Here is a 22242-nt window from a genome sequence, read left to right on the forward strand (position 1 = left end):
GCCTTGAACGAGCTGACACAGCAAGGAAGTAAACTCGGCAGCCCTGTTTTAAAACGCTTCATCAGCATGGATGCTGATGAGCAGCCCCCATGGATGGGTTTACGGCGAGTTTTAAAACAGGGCTGCCGGGTTTGCTCCGTACGACCGGTACTTAACGCTACCGGCCATGATTACTTTTGATAAACCTGCGTCTGAACCTGAAAGCCATTCCGCAGCGCTAAAAAACGAGTCTGTTGTGGCTCGAACCCGTGACGCTGAGCCCACAGATGCAACTCATCCGGTTCAAACCCCAACCATTGATCGCCACATTGTTCCCGTGCCCATTCCTGATCGTGATGACACAGATCGGTAATGATCAGGCGTCCATTCGGCGTCAACAGTCGCGCACACTGCGCAATTTCACTTTCCGGCATCGGCACATGGTGTAACACCATGTTGTAGATGATCAGATCGAAATGATCGTCACCGTCCAAAAGCGTTTCGGTGCTGCCTTCTTTCAACACCACATTCGCCGCACCCATGGTCTGTTCACCCGCTTGCTCCAGCATCACCGGAGAAATATCAATACCCGTGACCGAGTCAAAGCGTTCCGACAGGGCTTTCAGAAACTCGCCTTTGCCGGGGCCGACTTCGAGCACGCGGTCGGTGCGTCTTAAATCCAGACTGTCCAACAGTTGTAATGCTTCAGGTCCGTAGTGCTCGAACAACACGATCCGTTCCTGATGCAGTTCAAATTCTTCTGTGTGCTCAACAAAAAACTGGCGGGCGGCATTCAGACGGTCTTCACGAATTTGCCGCTGTTGATTACGTACCGTGTCCGGTAACGGATTCGCGTCCAGTTCACGGAACAGTTTCTGCTGCACACCCAGCGCATCGCCCAGTGAGCGTCGATAAAAAATTGTGTTGCCTTCCCGACGGCTATCGACCCAGCCGGCTTTAGCCAGAATCTTTAAATGGTGGCTCATGCCGGACTGTTTCACGTCCAACATGTCGCTGAGCTCCATCACGCCATAGGCCCCCGTACCCAACACCTGAAGGATGGTTAAGCGGGTGGCATCACTGATGGCTTTGAAAAAGCCCGGAAACTGGTCGATGTTCATGAGCGAGAAAGATAGCAGTCAAAAGCGAGAATGCAAGAACTATATCAAAATATTTTGATATAGATATGGTGTTGTCCAAAGGTCACATTTTGATCAAAACGCAGAAGAATCGCTTGTCGTCGGAATTACTTTGATTACACTGGGTATTAAATACTATTTGGTACACAGTATATGGCGAACAGTATGGAGTTCGACGGTGTGCTCGACAAGATGCGCCAGGAACTGCGCCGCGGCGCCATTGTGTTGGCTGTCCTCGGTCAGCTTCGTGAAGAGCACTATGGTTACTCATTGCGTAAAGCGCTGGAGGCGCAGGGTTTACCCATGGATGAAGGCACGCTCTACCCCCTGATCCGGCGATTGCAGACTCAGGGTCTGCTGGACAGCGAATGGCGCGTCGAGAGCAACCGCAAGAAGCGGTTTTATCGTTTGAATGAACTGGGCCGGTTGATTCTTACGGCGCTTATAGACGAGTGGCAACAGATGAACGCCACCATTCAACGGATTGTGGGAGATTGAAGATGGACTTGATACGAGCCTACGCAGACAAGGTGGCCGGTTACTTACCGCGCCGGATTCGACAGGAAACGGCTGATGAACTGTACGATTCGCTGAGCGAACAGTTTGAAGAACGGCAATCGCACGATGATGAGTGTGATCCGATGGTGTTTGTTCAACAGCAACCCCACCCCATTCGCATGGCCACACAACTGGGTCAGAATGAGTCACTGTATCTGATTGGTCCCGGGTTTTATCTCAGCTTCATCGAGGCGATTAAAATGACCGCACTGGTCGTTGCGGTGTTGCATGTGGCTTTGTTTGCCGTGAGCGCCTGGACTTCGGACAACCTGGTGCAAGCTTTTATCCAAAGCCTCTTTGGTGTGCCGGAAACCCTGGGCAACGCCGTCGTTATTATTGCGTTGATTTTCTTTGTACTGGAACGGTCTGGTGAACGGGCCAGCTGGCTGGATCGTTGGAACGCAGAAGATCTGGCCGCGACGGAGCACGCGCCAATATCCAAAACGGAGTCTCTGATTGAAATTAATGTCTCAGCCATTGGCTTTTTACTGTTTTCCGGCGCGATCGAGCTGCCTTCTTTGGCGGATCATGATGGCATCTGGCTGACTGATCTGACGTTTAACCTACCCGGTGCCCTGCTCATGGTTTTGTGTGGGTTGTTACTGCTCGACGTTCTGTTTGGCGCGGTGAAGCTTGTGCGTTCGGTCTGGATTCCCCGGTTTCGGCAGATCCAGTGCCTGTTGAATGGTGTTTGGATGGTCATTCTGGTGCTGGTGATCGATCAGCAGCCGCTGCTGTCGTCCCTGAATGATGTCGATACTCGCGTACTGACCGGCATTGAGACCGGAATCAATGTCGCGCTGTTGATTGCGATCGTGGTCATGGCCTGGGAATCCGCGACGCACCTGTATCAGCTTTATGTGAAAAAGGCCGGGCTCAAGGTACACTGACGCCATTGAATATAAATGAGAAGCATTTGTGTTGCCGGTGTTCACATCGGCAATACCGCTGAGTCGCCGGAGGCCCTGTGCAACTGAACCCTGAGTACCTGATTACCAACACCGCGCAGTTGCGTGATGTAATCCCCTCGCCGCATGAAAAGATTGAACAGAAAATTAAGTCATCGCTGACGGATGAGTTCAGCGCTTTCATTGCCCGTTCCGCCCTGGTGTTTGTCGGGACGGTCGGCGAAGACGGCGGTGTCGACGTCTCGCCCAAGGGGGATGCGCCGGGCTTTGTTGAAGTGGTGGACGAAAAAACCGTCTTACTGCCCGACCGCAGCGGTAATCGCCTGGCTTTTGGGTTCGAAAATCTGATTGAAACCGGCCAGATCTCGCTGATCTTTCTGGTACACGGTGTGCGGGAAACCCTTCGGGTCAATGGACGGGTGCAGATCAGTCGCGACCCGGAACTTTGTCAGCGCTGTGCTGCAGACGGTAAACCGGCGACGCTGGTCTCGGTCATTAGCGTTGATGAAGCCTTTTTTCACTGCGGCAAAGCGCTGGTGCGTGCCAAGCTGTGGCCAGAGACCGCCAAACGCCCGAATGAGGAATCGTTGGTGCACCGCCATTTTGCGCAGGATCACGGCGTCGAAGCGCAAGCGGTCGCTGACGATCTGGAAGCCTACTATCAGGATGGGCAGTAAACTTCGTCGGACTGGCTTATTTGGCGCGGCTGGCAACCAGGACGCCGGTTGCGGTGCAAATCAGCGCCAAAGCCGGCACCCAGGAAACGCCCTCGCCGAGTAATAACCACGCCAGAACCGAGGCCACCACCGGAGTTGCCGAGCCAATCGCCGAGGTGGGTTCTGCTCCCAGCCGTCGGATGGCGGTACTGTAAAACAGCCCGGAAAAGATACCGACCAGAATCCCCTGTACGATCACCTGAGTGCCGATCATCGTCAGGCTGACGCCGGTAAAATCGATTTCAGAAAGCCGGAACAGTGCCCAACCGGCAACCGCTACCCCGTTCGGCACAACCACCAATGCCGCCACCTGCAGCGGAGCCAGTTCGGATTGGCGAACGGACAGCGTAAACAGGGCCCAGATGAACGCAGCGCACAGCAGTAACCCGATTCCGGTCAGTTGTCGTGCCTGAAACGGCCAGATGGCCGAGCCGATAAAGCCAACCACACCGAGCAGAATCAGCAACAACCCCAAGTGCCGCGTCATTGGCAGGGGCTGCCGAAAAACCGCGACGGCCACTAAGGTAACAAAGGCCGGTGCTGCGCCCGGAATCAGGGTGCTGCCCACCAAAACGCTCGAGGCTTTCATGGCCATCAGAGATAAATAAAAGAACCCCCAACCGCTGCCGAGGACGATACCAGCCAGATACAGCGGGTGAACTTGCCGGTAGGCTTGAATGGACCGGAAAAACAGCGGACTCAGCAACAGCGCTGGCAAACTGAAGCGGATCAGCGACAGTTCGAGTGTGCCCAGTGGGGACAGAGCCCCCGCCCGTAACGACAGAAAATAGCCTGACCAGACCATGACCGTCATCAGGGCGCAGATCATACCCAGCGTACGTTGGCCGGACGACACAGAAATGGGCGAGACCGAGAGCAGTGTGGATTGGGTCATTGACAGCAGACCAAGTCAGATTGGATCGCCATACTAGCCCGAGGCATGAGCCAGCATTGACTAAAATGAACTGGGTATGAGGTCTTTGTGGCACAAACTGCTAAGATTTAGTCAGATGTTGGCTTTAGAGGCTAAGGTTTGAATGCTCGATAAAATTGATCTCAACATTCTTGATTTAATGCAGCGTGATGCGCGCCTCAGTGCGGCCGAAATTGGTGAACGGGTTGGGCTCTCGCCTTCGCCTTGTGCGCGACGCATCCGGCGCTTGGAGCAGCAGGGCCTGATTAAAGGCCTGCAAGCTCAGTTGGATGCCGAAAAGCTCGGCTTTCAGATGACGGTGTTTGTGCAGGTCCGGCTCAGTCAACATCAGGAAAAACCGGTGGCGGCGTTCGAAGCTGAGGTTCAGGCCATGGCCGATGTGGTCAGTTGTTTTACCGTCTCTGGTGCCTTTGATTACCGATTACAGGTGGTCATTCGGGATCTCAAACAGTACGAACAGTGGGTGCGCCGGTTGCAGCGATTGCCGATGGTGGATCACATTGACAGTTCGTTTGCGATTCGGACGGTGAAGGATCGGGGGCCGCTGCCCCTCGGTTGAGAGGCAGCGGAGGTGTAAGAAGTATTATTGGCTAACTGTTTCCGCGTTGCCATTAAAGGTAACGGTCATTTGTGAACAGCTCACAAAGGCTATCAACAACGCGTCGCTGTTTGTACTGTCGGTTACGCTGATGGTTCCAGATTGGAAGTTCCCATTGTCGCAAAGTACCAGGTTTTCACCGGCAACATCGATGTATCCGAGTTCTTCATGATAAATACGGAAAGAAGCATTATATCCGCTACCAAAGCCTCCGCTGATTTCAACATTGGCCAAACGATAATCCACTCCATCTGCTGAAAAGTCTTCAGTGTAGGAACAGTTGAAACTGGCATCGCACTGCAAAGTTCCCTGAATCGTCCAAGTCTGGCCGTCTGCGGTCGTGGTTAGGTCATACTCATAAGAAAAAGCGCCGCTCTCTTCAACAGTCCAGCTGGCGGTGCCGTTGATGGTTGTTGTTTCGCCACCCCAGGAATCTTGACAATTGTTATAGGTTACATCGAAAGTGCCAGTTGTACCTGATGAGTTTGTCTCAACAACATAGGTTGCAGAGCCTCCGTCGGGACAGACGGTACTGGAAATGTCGATAATTGTGTTGCGAGTTGCCAAGCGGTTTTGAATACCAAAGAGGTTTTTGTGCTTGTTGACCCAAGCGTCAAACCCATTCTGAGTAGCCGATCTCGGAACTGAATCACTGGCGATCGCTTGGTTTGCGCCAGCAGAGGCGGATCTGGCAGCAGTGTTCTTGTTCTCACTGTCTACGGTCATTGCCGACTCATTGATACTGCTACTGATTTCATCCTCAGCGCAGCCAACAAGCGCTATCAGTCCAAGTGTCATCAATACCGTCGAAAGCAGTTTTTTCATGTTCTCATCCTTTGAGTGTGTGTTGGACCCCATAGTCTAGTTACTAATTTGAAGAGATAGCATCAGAAGTCGTGAGATGGATCACAAGCTGAGAACTCGGATCAATGGAGCAAACGATCAAAACGGCTGAACAAGAGCATCAGAAATGCCTTGCAGTTTACTCGATCCATCCCACCTATACTGTGACCTTGAAATTTATACCCTTCACAGGAGAAAACCATGACCGCGATATTAGAAACGTTTCAGCTGGGCTTTCCCTGGAAAACCTTCGACCCTTTTTTGTTTTGCGTGTTTCACAATGACCGCTTTCCCAAAGGCAATGGCGCGTACGGTCCAGATGCCTCTTTAGCTGGCCGCAACATCGGCCAAGACTTTGCCTGGAAAGACGGCTGGAACATGTACCACGGTGACAAGATTCCCGGCTTCCCGGGGCATCCGCACCGAGGCTTTGAAACCATTACCGTGGTCAATGAAGGCCTCGTTGATCATGCCGATTCACTGGGTGCGGCCGGCCGCTACGGCGGAGGCGATACGCAATGGATGACGGCTGGAAAAGGCGTGCAGCATTCAGAAATGTTTCCGTTGCTGAGCACCGATGAAAACAATCCGCTGGAGCTGTTTCAGATCTGGATTAATCTGCCGGCCAAAAACAAGATGGTGACGCCGCACTTCGCCATGCTCTGGCGGGAAGACACCCCGGTTGTTGAAGTGCCTGACAGCAATGACCATGTGACGACAGTGAAAGTGATTGCCGGCGCATTGAAAGGTCATCAGGCCCCACCGCCACCGCCAGAATCTTGGGCGGCCGACGCAGAAAACGATGTTGCGGTTTGGCACATTAAGGTGCCAGCCGGTGGCGAGTTCCATCTGCCTGCTGCATCGGGCGGACTCAACCGGGCGTTGTACCTGTTCAGTGGTTCGTCGGTTAGCATTGAAGAGAGCGAACTCAGTATCAACCACGGTGTCCGTCTGCAATCGGACGCGGTTGTTCGGCTTCAAGCCGGAAACGAACCGGTCGAACTGTTGTTGTTGCAAGGCAAACCCATTGCTGAGCCGGTTGTGCAGTACGGCCCGTTTGTGATGAACAGCGAAGCGGAAATTCATCAGGCATTTGCTGACTATCGTCGTGATCAGTTTGGTGGCTGGCCCTGGGGGTCTGGAGATCCGGTGCACTCAGAGGCCAAAGGTCGCTTTGCCCGCCACATTGATGGTCGTTTGGAAGAAAAGCCGCTCTGATCCCCGTCTACCTGACTCGCGGTATTGGCCAAAGGTCGTGTTTAAGAACATGACCTTGGGCCGATTGCACCGCCCGCTGCATCGGCGCACTCTGTAAGGACCCTGAGCTGAGTCCGACAAGGAGTCTGACATGAGTGCCGATGTTCGTTTCTGGGATAACATTGCTGAACGTTATGCCAACCAGCCTATTGCTGATGAGTCTGCTTATCAGGAAAAACTGGCCCGCACCCGGGCCCTGCTGACACCGCAATCTGAAGTGCTCGAGTTTGCCTGTGGTACCGGCGGTACCGCCTTGGCTCATGCCCCCTTTGTTCGCCATCTCACCGCCATCGATTGCTCCGACGGTATGCTGGACTATGCGCGCGAAAAGCTGAACCGTTCCGGGTTAAGCAACGTGCATTTTGAGCGCAGCACCATCGAAACCTTTGAAGCGCCGTCTGCCCATTACGATGTTGTATTAGGGATGAGCATTCTGCACCTGGTGGATGATCGGAAAACGGTGATGGAGCGGGTCCATCAGATGCTGAAAGCCGATGGCTACTTTGTTTCCAGCACGCTGTGTCTGGGAGATTGGATGTCGTGGTTTCGGTTTATTGTGCCGCTGCTGAAACGAACCGGTAAGATTCCTAACGTCAGCACCTTTACCGAGAAGACGCTGGTCAATGAACTGAAGCAAAGCGGTTTTGAGATTGTGGATCAATGGCGGCCTAGAAAGAAAGCCGCCGTGTTTATCATTGCCCGAAAACCAGCATGAGCGTGAGGCGTATGAGATGTTAAAAACCCGCGATTCCGCGGGCTGAGATCGGGCGTTACTTGGTGTTGCGCTCGACCTGTTCTTTCATCTTCTTGTTCAGGTCATCCAGCAGTTCAACGTTGGACTGCATGGCCGGTAATGCTTCCTGTTTGTAGGCATCCAGCAGATCCATCGCTTCGATGGTGTCACCGAAGGCTTGCTTGAGCCCTTCGATCATGCCGGACACATCGTTCGCGTCTTTAACAATCTGCACGCCCTGGGTTTTGGCTTTTTCAGCCGTGGACTTCAACAGATCGACGGTCATATCGTTGGTCGCTTTGACGGCGGCCATTTGTTTTTCCTGATGCGACAGCGCAACCTGAAGCGCGGCGGCGGTCTGCAGGGCTTTGGCGGACACATTCAATGTGCGGTCTGTGGAGCGAATCAGCTCTTCGTTGGCCCGACGGATGATGTCGGACACCAGAATGGCCTGGTTCGCGGCACCTAGAGACAGTTGCATGTCCTGAACTTCCTGGCGCAGGTAGTAGAGGATGTCTTCCTGAATGTACTTTTTCTGCGCCGCATCGAGCGATTCCGCCCAGGCTTCCAGCTCTTTGTCGAGCAGCATGGCAATCTGCAGCTGATCCTGCAGTTGCCAGGTGTACTCCATCAGCTTATCGCGATCAGTTTTCAGGGTGATGTTGTCTTTCGCCAAGACATCTTTGCCCTTGGCCAGGTTGGTCAGAATGTCGTTAATGACGGTGCTGACGCTCTGATACTGTGACCACCAGGCTTCCAATTTTGAGCCGATGCCCGGCAGTTTGCTCAGCAGACGGCGGAAGCCACTTTCGGAGAAGTCGAACTTATTCGGGTTGATCTGTTCAACCTTGCCGCGCAGGGCCAGCAGGTCTTTGCTCAGGTCACCACTGTCATCATTGCTGCCCATGATCTCTTTGATTGGCGCGTTGAGCAGGTCACTCTGATGGGCAATGTTGCGACGGATTTCAGAACCGAAACTTTTGGCTTCATCGGTCAGGTTGTTGCGACCTTCAATGTCTCGTTCGCCAACGTTCTTAATGCGCTCAAGCATCTCCTGTGCGCGTTTCTTCACCTCTTCCGGGATCTCGTCGGCGATGGTCGTCGGGGCTTTGGTCCCGACTTCAGCAGCAATCTGCTCAGGGGTCATGGTGGCCACCTGGGCGATCTGGGTCTGAGTGGTCATAGCGTGTTCCTTTGCGCATTAAAACGATCGTCGATTATGACGGTATCTTCAGGCGATTGGAAAGCGTAATCGCGCGCCGAAAGTCATGAATGGCGAGTCAATTGTCATGAAATGGCCAATGTCCCTTTTAATTGCAGGGGTTGGGCTTTATCTTAGCGGTCGGTATCGTCGCATTGATGGCGATGGTGTGATGCGCAGTCTCAGAGGACCCTGATGGCCAGAATTTTCCTTATTACCCTGCTTACCGCATGTCTCGGAATCGCCGCGTTTGCGGTGTGGTTTCCATTTGATGTGATGTTGCTGGGTGGCTATGCGCTGTTGGCATTTGCCGGGTCTGGCATTGGCCTGGGGTATTACCTGATTTCCGGCGCTGCCAAAAAAGATCAGCAACAGGCGTTGATCAGCCGTGAGGTTGAGCGTGAACAGGCGCTCTATGCTGAGGTTGAAGCGCTGTCCGAACAGCTCAAGGCCATGGCCTTACCGGATTCAGCCAAACAAGCTGAACGCTTGATGGGCATGTTAGAGGACTATCGTCGGGTCATTGAACAGAAGCTGGGCGACACCACCATCACCATGTCCAGTTACAGTGCTGAAACCGGTCGGGTCTTCCGCCTGTCGATCAACAACCTGAAAGACATTCTGGCGGCGGCGCAATCGGTACATACCACCAAACTGGAAACGCCGGACAGCGATCTGTTGGAAAGTGAAGCACTGCAACGACGCCAGGCGCTGTTGACCCAACAGGAAGCCCGGATCGAATCGCTGGTTGAGCAGAATCGTGACCTGCTGACCGCCCTGAATGAAACCACTGTGCAGGTGGCCAACATTAAAGACATCAACTCATTTGAACTGCAGGAATCACTGGATCGTCTGCGTGATCTCGGCGAACGTGCGCAGGCGTTCAGCAAGCAATAATTAAGGACACCGCTATGAAAAAACTGATTGGATTGACAATAACGCTGCCGTTACTGGCCGGTTGTTTCGATGCCAACAACGTTCAAAACTTTGATGAAGCCGAAGTGCGCCTGGGTGAGCTGGTCCAGGAAACCATTCAGCCGAGCCGGATCGAAAATCAGTATCGGGCGAACATCAAACTGTCGTCAACGAACTTGCTTGAGCTGCTGCCGGACATCAACGAATACACCATGTCGGTGGATGTCAGAGACAGTGCCCGCACCGAAGCGGTCGAGATTTTTACCAGCTCTGAGAAAGCCGGTGAAGGTGTGGATGGCATCTACGTGGATCTGGCGCGTCAGTTCAATGCCGAACAGTTTGAGTTGCCGAACGGTAAGGTCGGTCAGATTGCTATTCGTCGGATTGCCTCCGGAGCGGCGGCCTCGTTCCTGTTAGCCGGGCAGAATGTGCCCGATGGCTACTCGCCTTCTAATTTGCTGTGGGGACAGATGCTGAGTTCTCAGGGGGTTGAGTTGACTGAAATTGCTCGTCAAACCGCTCCGAACGTCGCCGGTGTGGTCGTGCAGGATGACAAGGTCGATCAGATCACCACTAATGGCGATTTGGACATTCAAAAGCTACTGACCGTCGTCACCAGTGGCGAGTTTGCCATGGGCTATACCAACCCGTATCAGTCTTCAACGGGTTTGAACTTCCTGTTGACCGTATTGCATGCCTTTGCGCAGGGGGAAGAACGACAAATGCTGGCGCCGGACGTGGCCAGTGCGTTCGAAGCGTTCCAGCGCGGAGTTCCGTTTGTTGCTCAAAATACCTTGCAGATGCGTGAAGCCACCGTGGGTAGCGGCGTGCTGGATGCCTTTGTGATGGAGTATCAGACGTTTGCTAACGCCAATGGTCTGGGTGGCTATGAGTTTGTCCCCTTCGGTGTACGGCATGATTCACCGCTCTACGCGACCGGGGAAGCGGATGAAAATGAGCGACTCGTGCTGGAGGCCTTCGCGCAGTTTATCGCCGATAACCGTCAGGTGGCGCGTCAATACGGCTTTAATCAGAACCCGAGTTATCAACCCGCTTATGAACTGGATGATGGCTCGGTCATTCTGAGTGCGCAACGCATCTGGAAAGACAAAAAATCCGGCGGTCGGCCGATTGCCGCGATGTTCGTTGCGGACGTGTCGGGGTCGATGGACGGTGATCGCATCCGGGCGCTGAAAATCGCCTTGGACGAGTCCGCTAATTTTGTCTCCTCGCGCAACAGCATCGGTTTGGTAACGTTTAATGATCGGGTCAACGTCGATTTGCCGATACGTGAGTTTGACCTGCAACAGAAGTCGCAGTTTTTAGGGGCGGTCGAGCGCATGAGTGCTGGCGGCGGTACTGCGACCAACGACGCGATACTGGTGGCTGCGCACGAACTGTTGAACTTCGCGAAAACGCATCCGGAACACAAGCTGACCATCTTTGTGCTGTCCGACGGTGAAACCCGGAACGGGCTGCCGCTGGGTGATGTCGAAAAAGTGATACAGATGCTCAATATTCCTGTGCACAGCATCGCTTATGGCTTTGAGTCGGCCGACTTGAAAAAAGTCTCCGGGCTGGTCGAAGCGTCTTATACCGAATCATCCACCGGTTCAGCAGCCTACCAGATCGGTAACCTGCTGAACGCACAGATGTAACGGAGACCTGAAGTGGGCAAAGTCGTATCCATCGCTCTGGCGGTCGTCATTCAACTGGGCGGGCTTGTTGGGGCGCATCTGTACTTCAGCGGTAACCCGCGGGATGTCCTGATCGTCGTGGACTCTTCCTATGGTCTGAGCGGTTTCCAGACGCAGATTGACGATTGGATTGATGACTACGAAAGCGCTGAGCGCTACAGCGAGTTTCACTTTGCCACGGATAAATCTTACCTGGGCAAAGGCGACGCCAACCGGGCGCGCCTTTACCGGGTCAGTTTCGGCAGCATGAATGGCAGCCTGTTGAATCAGACCTTCCCAGCCAATCAGTACGACGAACGTGTACTGCTGACCTTTACCGATGTGCAGCCGGATGGCTGGAAGGTTGTGGAGTTTGATTGAGGGTTCGCTGCGAGCTTCGGGCCTCGAGCTGCGAGATAAACTTCATTCGTTCTGAACAGCTTGTGCTTTTTAGAAGCAGCAGCCCTATGTGAGCCTATTCAAGAAAGTAGCTGAAGAAACCTATATCCTAACATTTCTATTAAGCGACCCCGCAGCCCGCAGCCCGCAGCCTCATCACCCGTTCAACATCGCCCGTAGATTACTGATCGTATTGGCGTTTTCTTCGCGGTTGTCGGGCTTGGCTTTCTCTTCCGCCCCAATCCAGCGAATGTCATCTTCCGGCAGTTCATCGAGGAACCGACTCGGTGTGCAGTCGATTAACTCGCCAAACTGTTTACGCCTTGAGGCAAAGGTCAGTGCCAACGTTTTCTGAGCGCGTGTGATGCCGACGTACATCAGGCGGCGCTCTTCTTCGATGTCGCCACTTTCGATGGAGTTGCGGTGCGGCAGGAGTTCTTCTTCCAACCCCATGATGAACACATGCGGAAACTCCAACCCTTTTGAGGCGTGCAGGGTCATCATCTGTACGGCGTCTTCCTCGTTTTCTTCTTCCTGACGCTCCATCATGTCACGCAGCACCAGTTTGCCGATGGCATCGCCGATGGCCAGGTCGGTATCGTCTTCGTCGTTGCCGCGTTCCATCATCGATTGCAGGCCGTCAATCAGAATGTGGACGTTGGCCAAACGTTTTTCCGCCATCTTGTCACTGGTACTGTCCTGGCGTAACCAGGCTTCGTAGTTGATGTCGGTGATCATTTCCCGAATCGCCATGACCGGGTTATCGAGCGTGTGCAGTTTTTCAATGGTTCGGTCGAGCCAGCCGGTGAACCGTTCTAACCGTTCAGACGCCTTTGGTGTCAGATGTTGGCGGAGCCCCAGTTCGCTGCAGGAACTGACCAGGCTGATACCGCGCACGGCGGCATAGTCATTCAGTTTTTCCAGAGTCGCCGGTCCGATTTCCCGACGTGGTGTGTTGATGATGCGCAGGAATGCCGCATCGTCGTCGGGGTTGATCAGCAACCGCAGATAACTCATCACGTCTTTGATTTCGGCTTTGGCAAAAAACGACGTGCCGCCGTTCATCTTGTAAGGGATGCGATTCTGCTGCAGCTTCATTTCCATGATGCGGGCCTGATGGTTACCGCGATAGAGAATGGCGAAGTCTTTGTAATCGCATTTGCGCACCAGATGCTGATGCAGGATTTCATTGGCGATGCGTTCGGCTTCGGCATCGTCACTGGGGGTTCGTATGATCCGGATCTTGTCACCGAAATCCATTTCCGACCACAGTGTCTTCTTGAACACGTGTGGGTTGTTATCAATGACGGTGTTCGCCGCTTTCAGGATCAGGCCGGTGGAGCGGTAATTCTGTTCGAGTTTCACCAACTTCAGGTGTGGAAAGTCTTCCTGCAGTTTCACCAGATTTTCTGGCCGGGCGCCGCGCCAGCTGTAAATGGATTGGTCATCATCGCCGACGACAGTGAACCGGGGATCATCCCCAACAAGCAGCTTAACCAGCAGGTACTGCGAAATATTGGTGTCCTGGTATTCATCGACCAGCAGGTAGCGAATGCGTCGTTGCCACTTACTCAGAATCTCATTGTGGTTCAGAAACATCAGCGTCGGCAGACGGATCAGATCGTCGAAATCAACGGCGTTATATGCTGACAGCATTCGGTTGTATTCAGCGTAAATCTCGACCGCCAGCGCGTGAGTCGCGTCTTCCATCTTACCGCGCAGATCGTCCGGTTCTTTCAGGTCGTTTTTCCACAAACTGATCAGGTTGCGGAAGTAATCGACTTCATCCACGGCGTTGGGTGCCGAGCGCAAAATAATGTCTTTAATCAGAGCTTTGGAATCGTGATCATCGAACAGCGTAAAATTGCTTTTCAGGCCGATCGCGTCGGACTCTTTGCGCAGAATGTTCAGGCCAAGGTTATGGAACGTTGAGACAATGAGACCATGACTGGCCTTACCCTTAACCAGCTTGCTGACCCGGGCTTTCATTTCACGCGCCGCTTTATTGGTGAACGTCACAGCGGCGATATTGTGTGCCCGATAGCCGCACTCCTGAATCAGATAGGCAATCTTCTGAGTGATTACCGAGGTTTTTCCGGAGCCAGCACCGGCCAGCACCAGCAGCGGACCACTGATGTATTCGACGGATTCCTTTTGACGGGGATTGAGCTTGTTCGCCATGAATAGGGAGACACTGATGAAACGGGCGGCGATTTTATCAGGTGCCGGGACCGTCCCCAACTGGTCATTTGGGTCAGGCAAGTTTCGAGAGGTTTGACAGAAGTCGGCGTGTTTGATGCCGGAAATCTGTCACGTTTTCCACGACGGGATACAAAGAGCCGACACAAATTGTGAACTGCGACCGTCCCTTTTCAGGGCTTCTGAGCCATACTTCAGTGGCCTTAAAAGGGCCTATGAAAACCAAAAAAGAATTCATACCGATGAGAGTTTTGCACAAACCGTTGATGGTCTTGCTGGGCCTGACCCTGCTTGGCTGCGCTCAGGATTTTGGCGACGTTGGCGATCCGGTCGATCTGGAGCTGGACCGAACCTTAAGTTGTTCAGAAACCGATGCCGAATTTTTTTCCCGCGCGGTCTGGCCCACGTTGGCCGGCACCTGCTCAAGTTGCCATGCCGCCTCGCAGGTTGGGTCGGATGGGCCGGCTTTAGTTTTGTCGAGCAGCGAAGCGGACGCCTACCAAGATGTGCGCCAGTACATTGCTGAGCATGGTGACACCTTTGTTCGTAAGCCGACCCTCAACGGCGCCGGACACGATGGTGGCCGGTTACTGGAGGTTGACAGTGATCAGGCCGATGACTTTCTGGAAATGGTGCAACGGGTGACTCAACCGATAGAAGCCTGTGAAGACGAAGGTGTTGTGGCCCGCGAACTCGGGTTCGACGATGTTGTGAACATCAGCGCCAGTCGCACGGTACGCAAGAGCGCCATTCTGATGCAGGGGCGCATGCCGACCAGTGAAGAAGTGACCACGGCACAGCAGTCTGACGTCGGATTGCGAACGGTTTTACGCAGTTACCTCAACGGGCCGGTTTTCGAGAGCTGGCTGAAGAACAGTGCCAATGATCGTTTGCTGACCCGTAAGTATTTCACCGGGCAAACCGAAGCTCAGGAAGCGCTGGCCGCAGACTGGTACCTGTATCCAGGTTTGTTCGATCGCACCGGAGCCGCCTTCGATGCCGCGGAAGCGGCTGAGCTCAGCTGTGTGTCTGGCGGCGGTCAGCCCGCTCAGGATGCCTCGGAACCCGCCTGTCAGGTCGCCTGGCAGAAACGCCAGCTGGCCAATGTTACTTACACAGAAACCCAGCGAGCGATCGCCGAAGAGCCTCTGGAGTTGATTCGTTATGTGGTGACACAGGACCGGCCTTACAGCGAGATTCTCACTGCGAACTATCGCATGATGAACCCCTTCACTTACGAAATTTTCGATGGTGAAAGCTGGACGAGTGCCTATGACCGGTTTAATGCCGAAGATTGGCGGCCGGGGCAGTTACGACGCTATCAGGTGGCCTGGAACCAAACGATTCAAAGTGCAGGCTATGATGCTGTGCCTGCTGCCGGACTGCTCAGTTCACCAGTGTTCCTGCTGCGTTATCCATCGACCGATACCAACCGGAACCGGGCCCGCTCGCGCTGGACTTACTACTACTTCCTTGGCGTTGATATCGAGCGGCTGGCCGTGCGGGCCATGGATGCCGAGGAACTGAAAAACGTCACCAATCCCGGCGCAGAAGGCACCAGCTGTTTTGGTTGTCACCAGCTGCTCGATCCGGTCGCCGGTGCTTTTCAGAGCTGGGGTAATGACAGTCAGTTTCTGGCGCGTAATGGTCAGGATTCGCTGCCGTCGGTGTACGTCGCCGGTGACGAATACCACGACGGCGATCAGTGGTATCGCGAGCAGCTCGCCCCGGGCTTTAACGGTGTCGATCTGCCCGTTTCTGCGCCTTTTGGTCCGGTATCCGGTTATAACGACGGCCTGCAATGGCTGGGCGAACAGCTGGTGGCCGATCCGCGGTTTGCTACCGGAACGGCCAAGTTCTGGTTCCCCGGTGTTTTTGGTCGAGAGCCATTGTTGGCGCCCTCAGAACCCTCTGATGCGGACTATGCCGCCCGGCTACAGGCGTATCAGGATGAGCAGGCCTTGATTGCGACCTGGGGGGAAAACTTCATCGCGTCCGGATTTGATCTGAAAACGCTGCTGGTGGATATGATGATGTCCCCGCTCTATCGCGGTGAACAGTTGACGACCGCCGACAGTCATCGGCAACAGGTGCTCAGCGACCTGGGTCTGGGTCGGCTGCTGAGCCCCGAACAGTTGGATCGTAAACTGACGGCTGTGCTCGATGTTGACTGGAAACGGGACTGGCAGAATGACGGGCAGTTGTTGGAAGACTATTACATGTTTTACGGCGGCATCGACTCCGACGGTATCACCGAACGCCCCGAGGCCATGAACAGTCTGATGTATTCGGTGGTCGATCGCATGGCCAATGAGCTGGCCTGTGAAGTGGTGTTGCAGGAGTTCTGGCCGGGAATGCCAAGAGTCCTGTTTACCGATGTCACCATGGACACCGATCCGACCACGGAGGCTGGTGAGGCTTCGATTCGGCAGACCATCAACAACCTGCTTTGGCGCTTGTGGGGTGTCAGTGATGCTGAGGAACAGGAGGCTCTCTGGCAGCTCTATAAAGCAATTTATGACCAACGTATCGCGTGGCGAGAGGATGACGACAGCAACGGCGGAACGTACGTCAGTGATTTCCTCGGGTACAGCGTGCAATGGGACGACTACCGGGATGATGAACAGCTGGATGAAAACTGCGAGGTGCGAGATTACGACAGCAATGATGGCGTCGACGTCTCACTGAACTGGGACGGTATCGTTTGGCAGGACCCAGAGAATGTTCGCGCACACCTGGGCAGTTACTACAACCCTCAGCAGTCTCTTCGGCCCTGGGTGGCGGTGTTGACCGTCATGCTGACCGACATTCAGTTCGTAACGGAGTAAGACGCATGCAACGACGTGAACTTTTAAAAGCGATGGTTGCGGCGGGCATGTTGCCATCGGCCGGTCTGCTCAGCGCGCCAGCACGAGCCGAGGTGACCCGCTACGAAGGTCCGGTATATCTGGTCTTGTTTGCCTCCGGTGGCTGGGATGTGACCAGCTTTTGTGACCCGAAAGACGGTCTGATACAACCCAGCGGGTCTGGCAGTGCCGTTCGCATCAATAACTGGTCAGCCAGTGAACCCATTCAGAGCGCGCACGGCATCGACTATGCGCCGTTTGCCGACAACGCCTCCCTGTTTACCAACCATGGTAATAAGATGCTGGTGTTAAACGGCCTGGATGCTCAAACCAATGCACATTCTGCGGGTGTCCGACACGTCTTTTCGGGTCGTTTTGCCGACGGCTATCCGGCGGTAACCGCCCTGGCGGCCGCGCAACACGGCGCCGGCCTGCCGCTCGCCTTCCTCAGCAATGGTGGTTATCGGGAGACCGCGGGTCTGACGAGTTTTTCGTTGATGCAGGACCCGAGCACTCTGGGCAATCTGGTCAACACGAATGAGCCACAATGGGGAGCACATCAGTATCATCGACCGGAAAGCCTCGGTTTAATGGATCAGTACCGGCAAGCGCGGATGGATCGATTACAGGCTCGTGCGACGCTGACCCGCCGACTGAGCCAGGCGTCGGAGTATATGGAAAACAGCGCCGCCGGACGCGACCAGTTAAAAACACTCAACCAATATCTGCCGGAAACCTCAGCACCGACGGTCGATGCGGACGGAAACTGGTTCCCGCTGTTGCGCCAGATTCAGCTTTCACTCGTCAGTATGGCGGCGGGTTTGACCGTCGCTGCGGATGTCGTGCATTGGGGCTTCGATACGCACGCCAATCACGACAGTGAGCACAGAGTCGCGCTTCGAAACCTTGCGGCAGGTGTGGATTATCTTTGGCAGGAAGCCGCCAATCTAGACAGTGCACACGGGACCAATCTGACCGGCCGGCTGCGCGTCGTGATCGCGTCGGACTTTTCACGCACGCCTTGGTACAACGACGGAGCCGGCAAAGATCATTGGCCGATTGGCAGTGCGGTTCTCATGCAAAACGGTGGCTTTTCTCGTGCGGTGGTTGGGCAAACGACGGCGACCCATGATGCCCTGGGTCTGGATCCAAACCTGGAGGCATCAGAAACCGGCACCATCCTGACACCGGCACATTTTCAGACGTTGTTGCGGCATTGGAGTGGCACCAACACATCGGCTTATCAACAGCTGTTTCCGCTTGATGACTCGGGACTGGATCTGCGCGCGTTGGTGTAAGAACCCTAGTGTCCTGAGTCAGAAGTTCGTCTGCTTTCAGCGTGCCATTCAAGTGCTTAGGCAAGGTGTGTCTCGAAGGTAATGGTTGCACCATTGGGAAGAGACGACACTAGCTTACAATGGCGAAAGATATTGACGTCTGCATTGCTTGATCTTCTGTCTGCAGGCCCCATACTTGGCATCGAGCCTAATCGAGGAAACTCCCTTGCCTGTTATCTCCAGACTTGAGCAATTCAAGCAATTGCAGCAAAACGCCTTTGTTTTTCAGCGCGGTATTGAACGGGAAACCCTGAGGGTGGACCCGAAGGGTCATATCAGCCAGACCCCTCACCCGGCCGGTCTGGGGTCTGCGTTAACGCACAAGGCCATTACCACCGATTACTCCGAGGCTCTGTTGGAGTTCATCACCTCGGTTAAAACCGATAAGAAAGCGTTGTTGCAGGAACTCGATGAACTGCACCGGTACAGTTTTTCCAAAATGGACAACGAAATGTTCTGGGCGGGCAGCATGCCGTCGGTTTTGCCCGAGCAGGAGCAGATTCCGATTGCGCAATACGGCAATAGCCACATCGGCCGTCTGAAGACTATTTATCGACATGGTCTCTGGCACCGATACGGCCGGAAAATGCAAACCATTGCCGGTCTCCATTACAACTGGTCTCTGACGGAAGATTTCTGGCAGCAGTGGGCCATGGTCAATGGCAAGCTGGGCGATCTGACCCCCTTTAAAACCGAAGAATACTTTGGCCTGATCCGAAACTTCCGCCGCCACAGCTGGTTGTTGTTGTATTTGTTTGGCTCATCTCCCGCAGCGGATCGCTCGTTTCTCGATGAGCCTTCTGATGAACTGGCGTTGTTGGGCAACGATACCCTCTATAACCCATACGCGACATCATTGCGCATGAGTGACCTGGGGTATTCCAATCAGGCGCAGGCCGAGTTGTTTGTCTGTTTTAACTCGCTTGAGACTTATGCAAAAACGCTTTCCGAAGCGATTCAACAGCCATACCCTGCCTACGAGTCAATCGGCCTGAAAGAGGGTGACGACTATAAGCAGCTGAACACCAGCATTTTGCAGATTGAAAACGAATACTACTCAGACATTCGTCCGAAACGGGTTGCTTACTCCGGTGAAAAACCGCTGCATGCTCTGCGTTACCGAGGGGTTGAATACATCGAAGTACGTTGTATGGACGTCAATCCATTTCAACCGTTAGGCATTGATGAAACCGCGATTAATTTTCTGGATCTGTTCCTGTTGTGGTGTCTGGTACAGGACAGCCCCATGATTTCTCCTGAAGAGTGCGAACAACTGCAACGCAATACGGAAGCCGTTGCCATTGGTGGTCGCGACCCCGAGTTAACGTTAACCCTCAAAGGTGAAACGATTGCAGTGCCGGAGTTGGCGCAGAACTTTGTTGAATCGATTTGCCAGTTTGCCAAATTTATTGACCAGAAAAACGGAACCGATTGCTATGCCCGCTCCTGCGAAGCACAAATGCTGAAAGTGCAGAACCCGGAACTCACTCCGTCGGCGCAGGTGCTAAATGCGGTGCGCGAAGCGGGGTCGTATCGGCAGTTTACGCTGGCGCAATCCGAAGCCTTTGCGAATCATTTTAACGACGCACTTCGACCGGATCGTCTGGCGCCTTGGCAGGAAGAAACGGACTTATCTGTCTGGCGGGCAAAGAACATTGAAAACTCCCAACAAGGCTCGTTTGACGATTTTCTGACGGAGTATTTGCGTCAATAATCGGTCATGCTGAGTCCTCTCAGCCCACGGCTGGCAAGGGATTGGCGATCTTTGGGTTTTTATTGTCCGGTTATCTATGAAAACTGTGACGGGCTTGCTACATTGCCCCGGCACTTGGTTTACAATGTTTGACATTATCCGGGCTGAAAGCAGAAAAAAGATCCGGACAGGTGCCTTAGGTCACCCGCCGTTAGGTGTGTTAGATAGGAACGGCATAACCAGGCAGACGAGTCAAAAAGGGAGCAGGGAACCATGTCTGAAACGGAATGGACACTGGATACACTCAATAAAGCCTACCAGCAGGGCTATATGACGGGCTTGGCTGGCAAGCCGAATGAGGAATGTCCCTATCGCCATGACGTATTGAAAGCGGCCTGGGAAGCAGGCTGGGATGATGGCTCCGGCCAGTCTCGAAAAGGTTCTAAAGAACGCAAAAAGTTACGCCTGGCCTGATTCAACCTTAACTTATCTTATTGCAGCTCGCCGTTCTCTCTTCTCTATAACGGGTACGACAGCCGTTCTTTGACCCACTCAGGTCTGTAACACAAACGAAGTAAACAGAACCCGGTCAATCAGGGTTTTTCCAGTCTCTTTTAACATCAGATCCTGCAGTTCTCTTAACGCTTGTTCGAGTATGTCGTCGCGACCAGCGGCGGTGCGAATTTTTTCTTCCGGTTGTCGGGCAAACAGCATGATGATGATGTGACGAATCGCATCAGAGTGAGCCGTGACTTCCAGTGCGGCTGCCTGATCTCTGACCCTTAACGTAATGGACGCTTGCAGGTAACGCGTCCGCATCGGATCGCCATAGTTCAGGGTGAAGGCCGGTTCCAAGTCAACATAAGAGGGACCGACCGCGGCCGGTGTCGCTGACAAATGTCCTGACATCGCCAATGAAACGATAAGGGGCAGCAGATACCGAACGTAACCTGTGGTTCTGTTTTTCAGCCGTTGCATAACCTATTACTTACCTGAGTTGTTTGATTGGTTGGACGTCAATGCTGCCGCTCAGTATAGAAGTGGCGCTCAATAAATTCATCGTTTCTCGACGTATCGACCAGAGCTTAAGGGTTATTACCGAGTAAACCTGGTAGAAAAGCCGGATCGTACAGGGGTTATCGGCCACACCTCGCGCCGCTTTACCATTGAAAAGACGATTGTAAACTCGACGATCAACTGGGGTTTAGGTTGTTCTGTCTGGTCGCTATGCTTATATTGTAACGATAACGAATGGCAAATCACCGAATCGTCACTGTTGTCGATTCCGGTATTCAGACAATGTACCGGGCAAAACCGCTCGGAATAGGACACTTCAATGCTCGAGAACTGTAAGACCGCTCAGGAACGCTGGGGCGGCACCCATGAAATGATCGATCGCTGGTTGGCTGATCGTCAACAGACGCTGATCCTGTATTTTGCCATTCAGGATGCCGAAGGCAGAGAGGCCGTCAGCACCCAGCTGCAGGCCTTCTGTGAGCACTTGGTCGACTACGTCTCCGAAGGACACTTTGAAATCTACGAACAGTTGTTCAGGGAAGCCAAAGAGTACGATGACGGCGGTATGGACCTGGCGAAGCAGCTCTATCCTCGACTCGAAGAACTGACTCAGGTAATGCTTGATTTCAACGACAAGTACATTTCGTCGGATCATGTCGTTATGAACATTGACGATCTGCACGAAGATTTGTCGTTGTTAGGTGAGAAAATGACTGAACGATTTGATATGGAAGATCAGTTGATCGAGCGACTGCATAATGTACATCAACAGGCGGCCGAATCTCGCTGATCGCAATGACCCGCGGAGGGATAACCTGTCCCTCCGTATCACGCCCTTCCCTTTTTCATCGCCCTTAAAACGCTGACAGCGAAATCAGCAGAGGTGGCCGCGCAACGTCAATGCTACACTGCAATGACGCTCCCGATGCTTTTTGACGACGGTGGTATGATTCAACGCTTCTTAACATGTTTCAGTGTCCTGCTGATCTGCGCAGGGTTGGTTTCCTGCATCGCGGAAAAACCTTCACAGAAATGGCAGGTGGCTGCCAATGGGGCTTACTCCGCCAGCCTGAAAGATAATGGTTTGGTGTTAGGAAGTTTTCAGCACGGTGGCTCGTTCTGGGATGTTGCCAATTACGCGCGACTATACAACTGGAATCACATGGAAGGGTTTCTGACGGAAATCCTCTTCAGCGACATCTCGGACGATGGCGCCTTCGCCATGACGGCCAACTATTATAACCTCGTACTTTGGGATACCAGGACCGGCGAGCCGGTTTGGTTTGGAAGCGCC

The 22242-nt window shown here is 53.7% G+C and carries 21 protein-coding genes and 1 pseudogene; 16 read left to right on the forward strand and 6 right to left on the reverse strand.

Features of this window, described 5'->3' with window-relative positions; genetic code table 11:
- On the forward strand, window positions 1-180 hold a 180-nt coding region (locus tag MED297_RS22580), incomplete at its 5' end, for a hypothetical protein (RefSeq protein ID WP_008048187.1).
- Here the strand turns inward: MED297_RS22580 and MED297_RS19770 are convergent.
- Window positions 171-1100 carry an ArsR/SmtB family transcription factor gene (locus MED297_RS19770; RefSeq protein WP_008048189.1) on the reverse strand — a complete coding sequence of 310 codons (930 nt, stop codon included), beginning with the start codon at window positions 1098-1100 and terminating at the stop codon, window positions 171-173. The genes MED297_RS22580 and MED297_RS19770 overlap by 10 nt on opposite strands.
- A 171-nt stretch (window positions 1101-1271) precedes the next feature.
- Here MED297_RS19770 and MED297_RS19775 point away from each other — a divergent pair, with 171 nt between their 5' ends.
- From MED297_RS19775 to MED297_RS19785, 3 genes are all read left to right on the forward strand, one after another.
- Entirely contained in the window at window positions 1272-1616 is a 345-nt protein-coding gene (locus MED297_RS19775) for a PadR family transcriptional regulator (protein ID WP_008048191.1), read from the forward strand.
- A 2-nt stretch (window positions 1617-1618) separates the two neighbouring features.
- Window positions 1619-2566 (forward strand): hypothetical protein, encoded by a 948-nt coding sequence (locus tag MED297_RS19780; protein WP_008048192.1) that lies wholly within the window; start codon window positions 1619-1621, stop codon window positions 2564-2566.
- Window positions 2567-2643: 77 nt separating this feature from the next.
- Window positions 2644-3261, forward strand: coding sequence for an MSMEG_1061 family FMN-dependent PPOX-type flavoprotein (locus MED297_RS19785; RefSeq protein ID WP_008048194.1), 618 nt, complete (start codon window positions 2644-2646; stop codon window positions 3259-3261).
- A 16-nt stretch (window positions 3262-3277) separates the two neighbouring features.
- On the opposite strand, the gene MED297_RS19790 is transcribed toward MED297_RS19785, so the two are convergent.
- Window positions 3278-4195, reverse strand: coding sequence for a DMT family transporter (locus MED297_RS19790; protein ID WP_008048195.1), 918 nt, complete (start codon window positions 4193-4195; stop codon window positions 3278-3280).
- 142 nt (window positions 4196-4337) lie between these two features.
- Here MED297_RS19790 and MED297_RS19795 point away from each other — a divergent pair, with 142 nt between their 5' ends.
- The gene (locus MED297_RS19795; RefSeq protein WP_008048198.1) at window positions 4338-4793 is read left to right on the forward strand and encodes an Lrp/AsnC family transcriptional regulator; all 456 of its coding nucleotides are present in this window, start codon (window positions 4338-4340) and stop codon (window positions 4791-4793) included.
- A gap of 24 nt (window positions 4794-4817) precedes the next feature.
- Here MED297_RS19795 and MED297_RS19800 read toward each other — a convergent pair whose 3' ends face one another.
- Complete coding sequence (locus MED297_RS19800; protein WP_008048200.1) at window positions 4818-5657, reverse strand: hypothetical protein; 840 nt, start codon at window positions 5655-5657, stop codon at window positions 4818-4820.
- Window positions 5658-5876: 219 nt separating this feature from the next.
- On the opposite strand from MED297_RS19800, the gene MED297_RS19805 reads away from it, so the two are divergent.
- Window positions 5877-6893 carry a pirin family protein gene (locus MED297_RS19805; protein ID WP_008048202.1) on the forward strand — a complete coding sequence of 339 codons (1017 nt, stop codon included), beginning with the start codon at window positions 5877-5879 and terminating at the stop codon, window positions 6891-6893.
- A 130-nt stretch (window positions 6894-7023) separates the two neighbouring features.
- A complete protein-coding gene (locus MED297_RS19810) occupies window positions 7024-7647 on the forward strand; it encodes a class I SAM-dependent methyltransferase (protein ID WP_008048204.1) in 624 nt (207 codons plus the stop codon).
- A 55-nt stretch (window positions 7648-7702) separates the two neighbouring features.
- Here the strand turns inward: MED297_RS19810 and MED297_RS19815 are convergent, their stop codons facing one another.
- A complete protein-coding gene (locus MED297_RS19815) occupies window positions 7703-8848 on the reverse strand; it encodes a toxic anion resistance protein (protein ID WP_008048205.1) in 1146 nt (381 codons plus the stop codon).
- Window positions 8849-9061: 213 nt separating this feature from the next.
- On the opposite strand from MED297_RS19815, the gene MED297_RS19820 reads away from it, so the two are divergent.
- Genes MED297_RS19820 through MED297_RS19830 form a run of 3 tightly spaced genes read left to right on the forward strand, consistent with a single transcriptional unit; the run spans window position 9062 to window position 11838 of the window.
- A complete protein-coding gene (locus MED297_RS19820; RefSeq protein ID WP_008048207.1) occupies window positions 9062-9763 on the forward strand; it encodes a hypothetical protein in 702 nt (233 codons plus the stop codon).
- A 14-nt stretch (window positions 9764-9777) separates the two neighbouring features.
- A complete protein-coding gene (locus MED297_RS19825) occupies window positions 9778-11439 on the forward strand; it encodes a vWA domain-containing protein (RefSeq protein ID WP_008048209.1) in 1662 nt (553 codons plus the stop codon).
- Between the two features lie 12 nt (window positions 11440-11451).
- Window positions 11452-11838 carry a hypothetical protein gene (locus MED297_RS19830; protein WP_008048211.1) on the forward strand — a complete coding sequence of 129 codons (387 nt, stop codon included), beginning with the start codon at window positions 11452-11454 and terminating at the stop codon, window positions 11836-11838.
- 174 nt (window positions 11839-12012) lie between these two features.
- Here the strand turns inward: MED297_RS19830 and rep are convergent, their stop codons facing one another.
- Window positions 12013-14037 carry a DNA helicase Rep gene (gene rep / locus MED297_RS19835; RefSeq protein ID WP_040557773.1) on the reverse strand — a complete coding sequence of 675 codons (2025 nt, stop codon included), beginning with the start codon at window positions 14035-14037 and terminating at the stop codon, window positions 12013-12015.
- A gap of 260 nt (window positions 14038-14297) precedes the next feature.
- On the opposite strand from rep, the gene MED297_RS19840 reads away from it, so the two are divergent.
- From MED297_RS19840 to rmf, 4 genes are all read left to right on the forward strand, one after another.
- Entirely contained in the window at window positions 14298-16883 is a 2586-nt protein-coding gene (locus MED297_RS19840; protein ID WP_154651021.1) for a hypothetical protein, read from the forward strand.
- Window positions 16884-16888: 5 nt separating this feature from the next.
- A complete protein-coding gene (locus MED297_RS21660; RefSeq protein WP_008048219.1) occupies window positions 16889-18199 on the forward strand; it encodes a DUF1501 domain-containing protein in 1311 nt (436 codons plus the stop codon).
- Window positions 18200-18404: 205 nt separating this feature from the next.
- Entirely contained in the window at window positions 18405-19952 is a 1548-nt protein-coding gene (gene gshA, locus MED297_RS19850) for a glutamate--cysteine ligase (RefSeq protein ID WP_083779499.1), read from the forward strand.
- Window positions 19953-20204: 252 nt separating this feature from the next.
- Window positions 20205-20405 (forward strand): ribosome modulation factor, encoded by a 201-nt coding sequence (gene rmf / locus MED297_RS19855; RefSeq protein WP_008048227.1) that lies wholly within the window; start codon window positions 20205-20207, stop codon window positions 20403-20405.
- A gap of 78 nt (window positions 20406-20483) precedes the next feature.
- Here rmf and MED297_RS19860 read toward each other — a convergent pair whose 3' ends face one another.
- Window positions 20484-20909 (reverse strand): flagellar basal body-associated FliL family protein, encoded by a 426-nt coding sequence (locus tag MED297_RS19860; RefSeq protein WP_008048233.1) that lies wholly within the window; start codon window positions 20907-20909, stop codon window positions 20484-20486.
- A gap of 358 nt (window positions 20910-21267) precedes the next feature.
- On the opposite strand from MED297_RS19860, the gene MED297_RS19865 reads away from it, so the two are divergent.
- Both MED297_RS19865 and MED297_RS22385 read left to right on the forward strand, forming a co-directional pair.
- Window positions 21268-21738, forward strand: a complete 471-nt coding sequence (locus tag MED297_RS19865; RefSeq protein ID WP_008048234.1) for an Rsd/AlgQ family anti-sigma factor — start codon at window positions 21268-21270, stop codon at window positions 21736-21738.
- 93 nt (window positions 21739-21831) lie between these two features.
- A pseudogene (locus MED297_RS22385) lies at window positions 21832-22242 on the forward strand (hypothetical protein); the annotation flags it as partial.

It is taken from the genome of Reinekea blandensis MED297 (assembly GCF_000153185.1).
Lineage (GTDB): Bacteria > Pseudomonadota > Gammaproteobacteria > Pseudomonadales > Natronospirillaceae > Reinekea > Reinekea blandensis.

Bases quoted from the DNA above. Each gene is read 5' to 3' on its own strand.
- MED297_RS19860 (WP_008048233.1), bottom strand. From the start codon at position 20,909: ATGCAACGGCTGAAAAACAGAACCACAGGTTACGTTCGGTATCTGCTG.
- rmf (WP_008048227.1), top strand. From the start codon at position 20,205: ATGTCTGAAACGGAATGGACACTGGATACACTCAATAAAGCCTACCAG.
- MED297_RS19825 (WP_008048209.1), top strand. From the start codon at position 9,778: ATGAAAAAACTGATTGGATTGACAATAACGCTGCCGTTACTGGCCGGT.
- MED297_RS19770 (WP_008048189.1), bottom strand. From the start codon at position 1,100: ATGAACATCGACCAGTTTCCGGGCTTTTTCAAAGCCATCAGTGATGCC.
- MED297_RS19865 (WP_008048234.1), top strand. From the start codon at position 21,268: ATGCTCGAGAACTGTAAGACCGCTCAGGAACGCTGGGGCGGCACCCAT.
- MED297_RS19780 (WP_008048192.1), top strand. From the start codon at position 1,619: ATGGACTTGATACGAGCCTACGCAGACAAGGTGGCCGGTTACTTACCG.
- MED297_RS19820 (WP_008048207.1), top strand. From the start codon at position 9,062: ATGGCCAGAATTTTCCTTATTACCCTGCTTACCGCATGTCTCGGAATC.
- MED297_RS21660 (WP_008048219.1), top strand. From the start codon at position 16,889: ATGCAACGACGTGAACTTTTAAAAGCGATGGTTGCGGCGGGCATGTTG.
- MED297_RS19805 (WP_008048202.1), top strand. From the start codon at position 5,877: ATGACCGCGATATTAGAAACGTTTCAGCTGGGCTTTCCCTGGAAAACC.
- rep (WP_040557773.1), bottom strand. From the start codon at position 14,037: ATGGCGAACAAGCTCAATCCCCGTCAAAAGGAATCCGTCGAATACATC.
- MED297_RS19800 (WP_008048200.1), bottom strand. From the start codon at position 5,657: ATGAAAAAACTGCTTTCGACGGTATTGATGACACTTGGACTGATAGCG.
- MED297_RS19790 (WP_008048195.1), bottom strand. From the start codon at position 4,195: ATGACCCAATCCACACTGCTCTCGGTCTCGCCCATTTCTGTGTCGTCC.
- MED297_RS19815 (WP_008048205.1), bottom strand. From the start codon at position 8,848: ATGACCACTCAGACCCAGATCGCCCAGGTGGCCACCATGACCCCTGAG.
- MED297_RS19810 (WP_008048204.1), top strand. From the start codon at position 7,024: ATGAGTGCCGATGTTCGTTTCTGGGATAACATTGCTGAACGTTATGCC.
- MED297_RS19840 (WP_154651021.1), top strand. From the start codon at position 14,298: ATGAGAGTTTTGCACAAACCGTTGATGGTCTTGCTGGGCCTGACCCTG.
- MED297_RS19795 (WP_008048198.1), top strand. From the start codon at position 4,338: ATGCTCGATAAAATTGATCTCAACATTCTTGATTTAATGCAGCGTGAT.
- MED297_RS19775 (WP_008048191.1), top strand. From the start codon at position 1,272: ATGGCGAACAGTATGGAGTTCGACGGTGTGCTCGACAAGATGCGCCAG.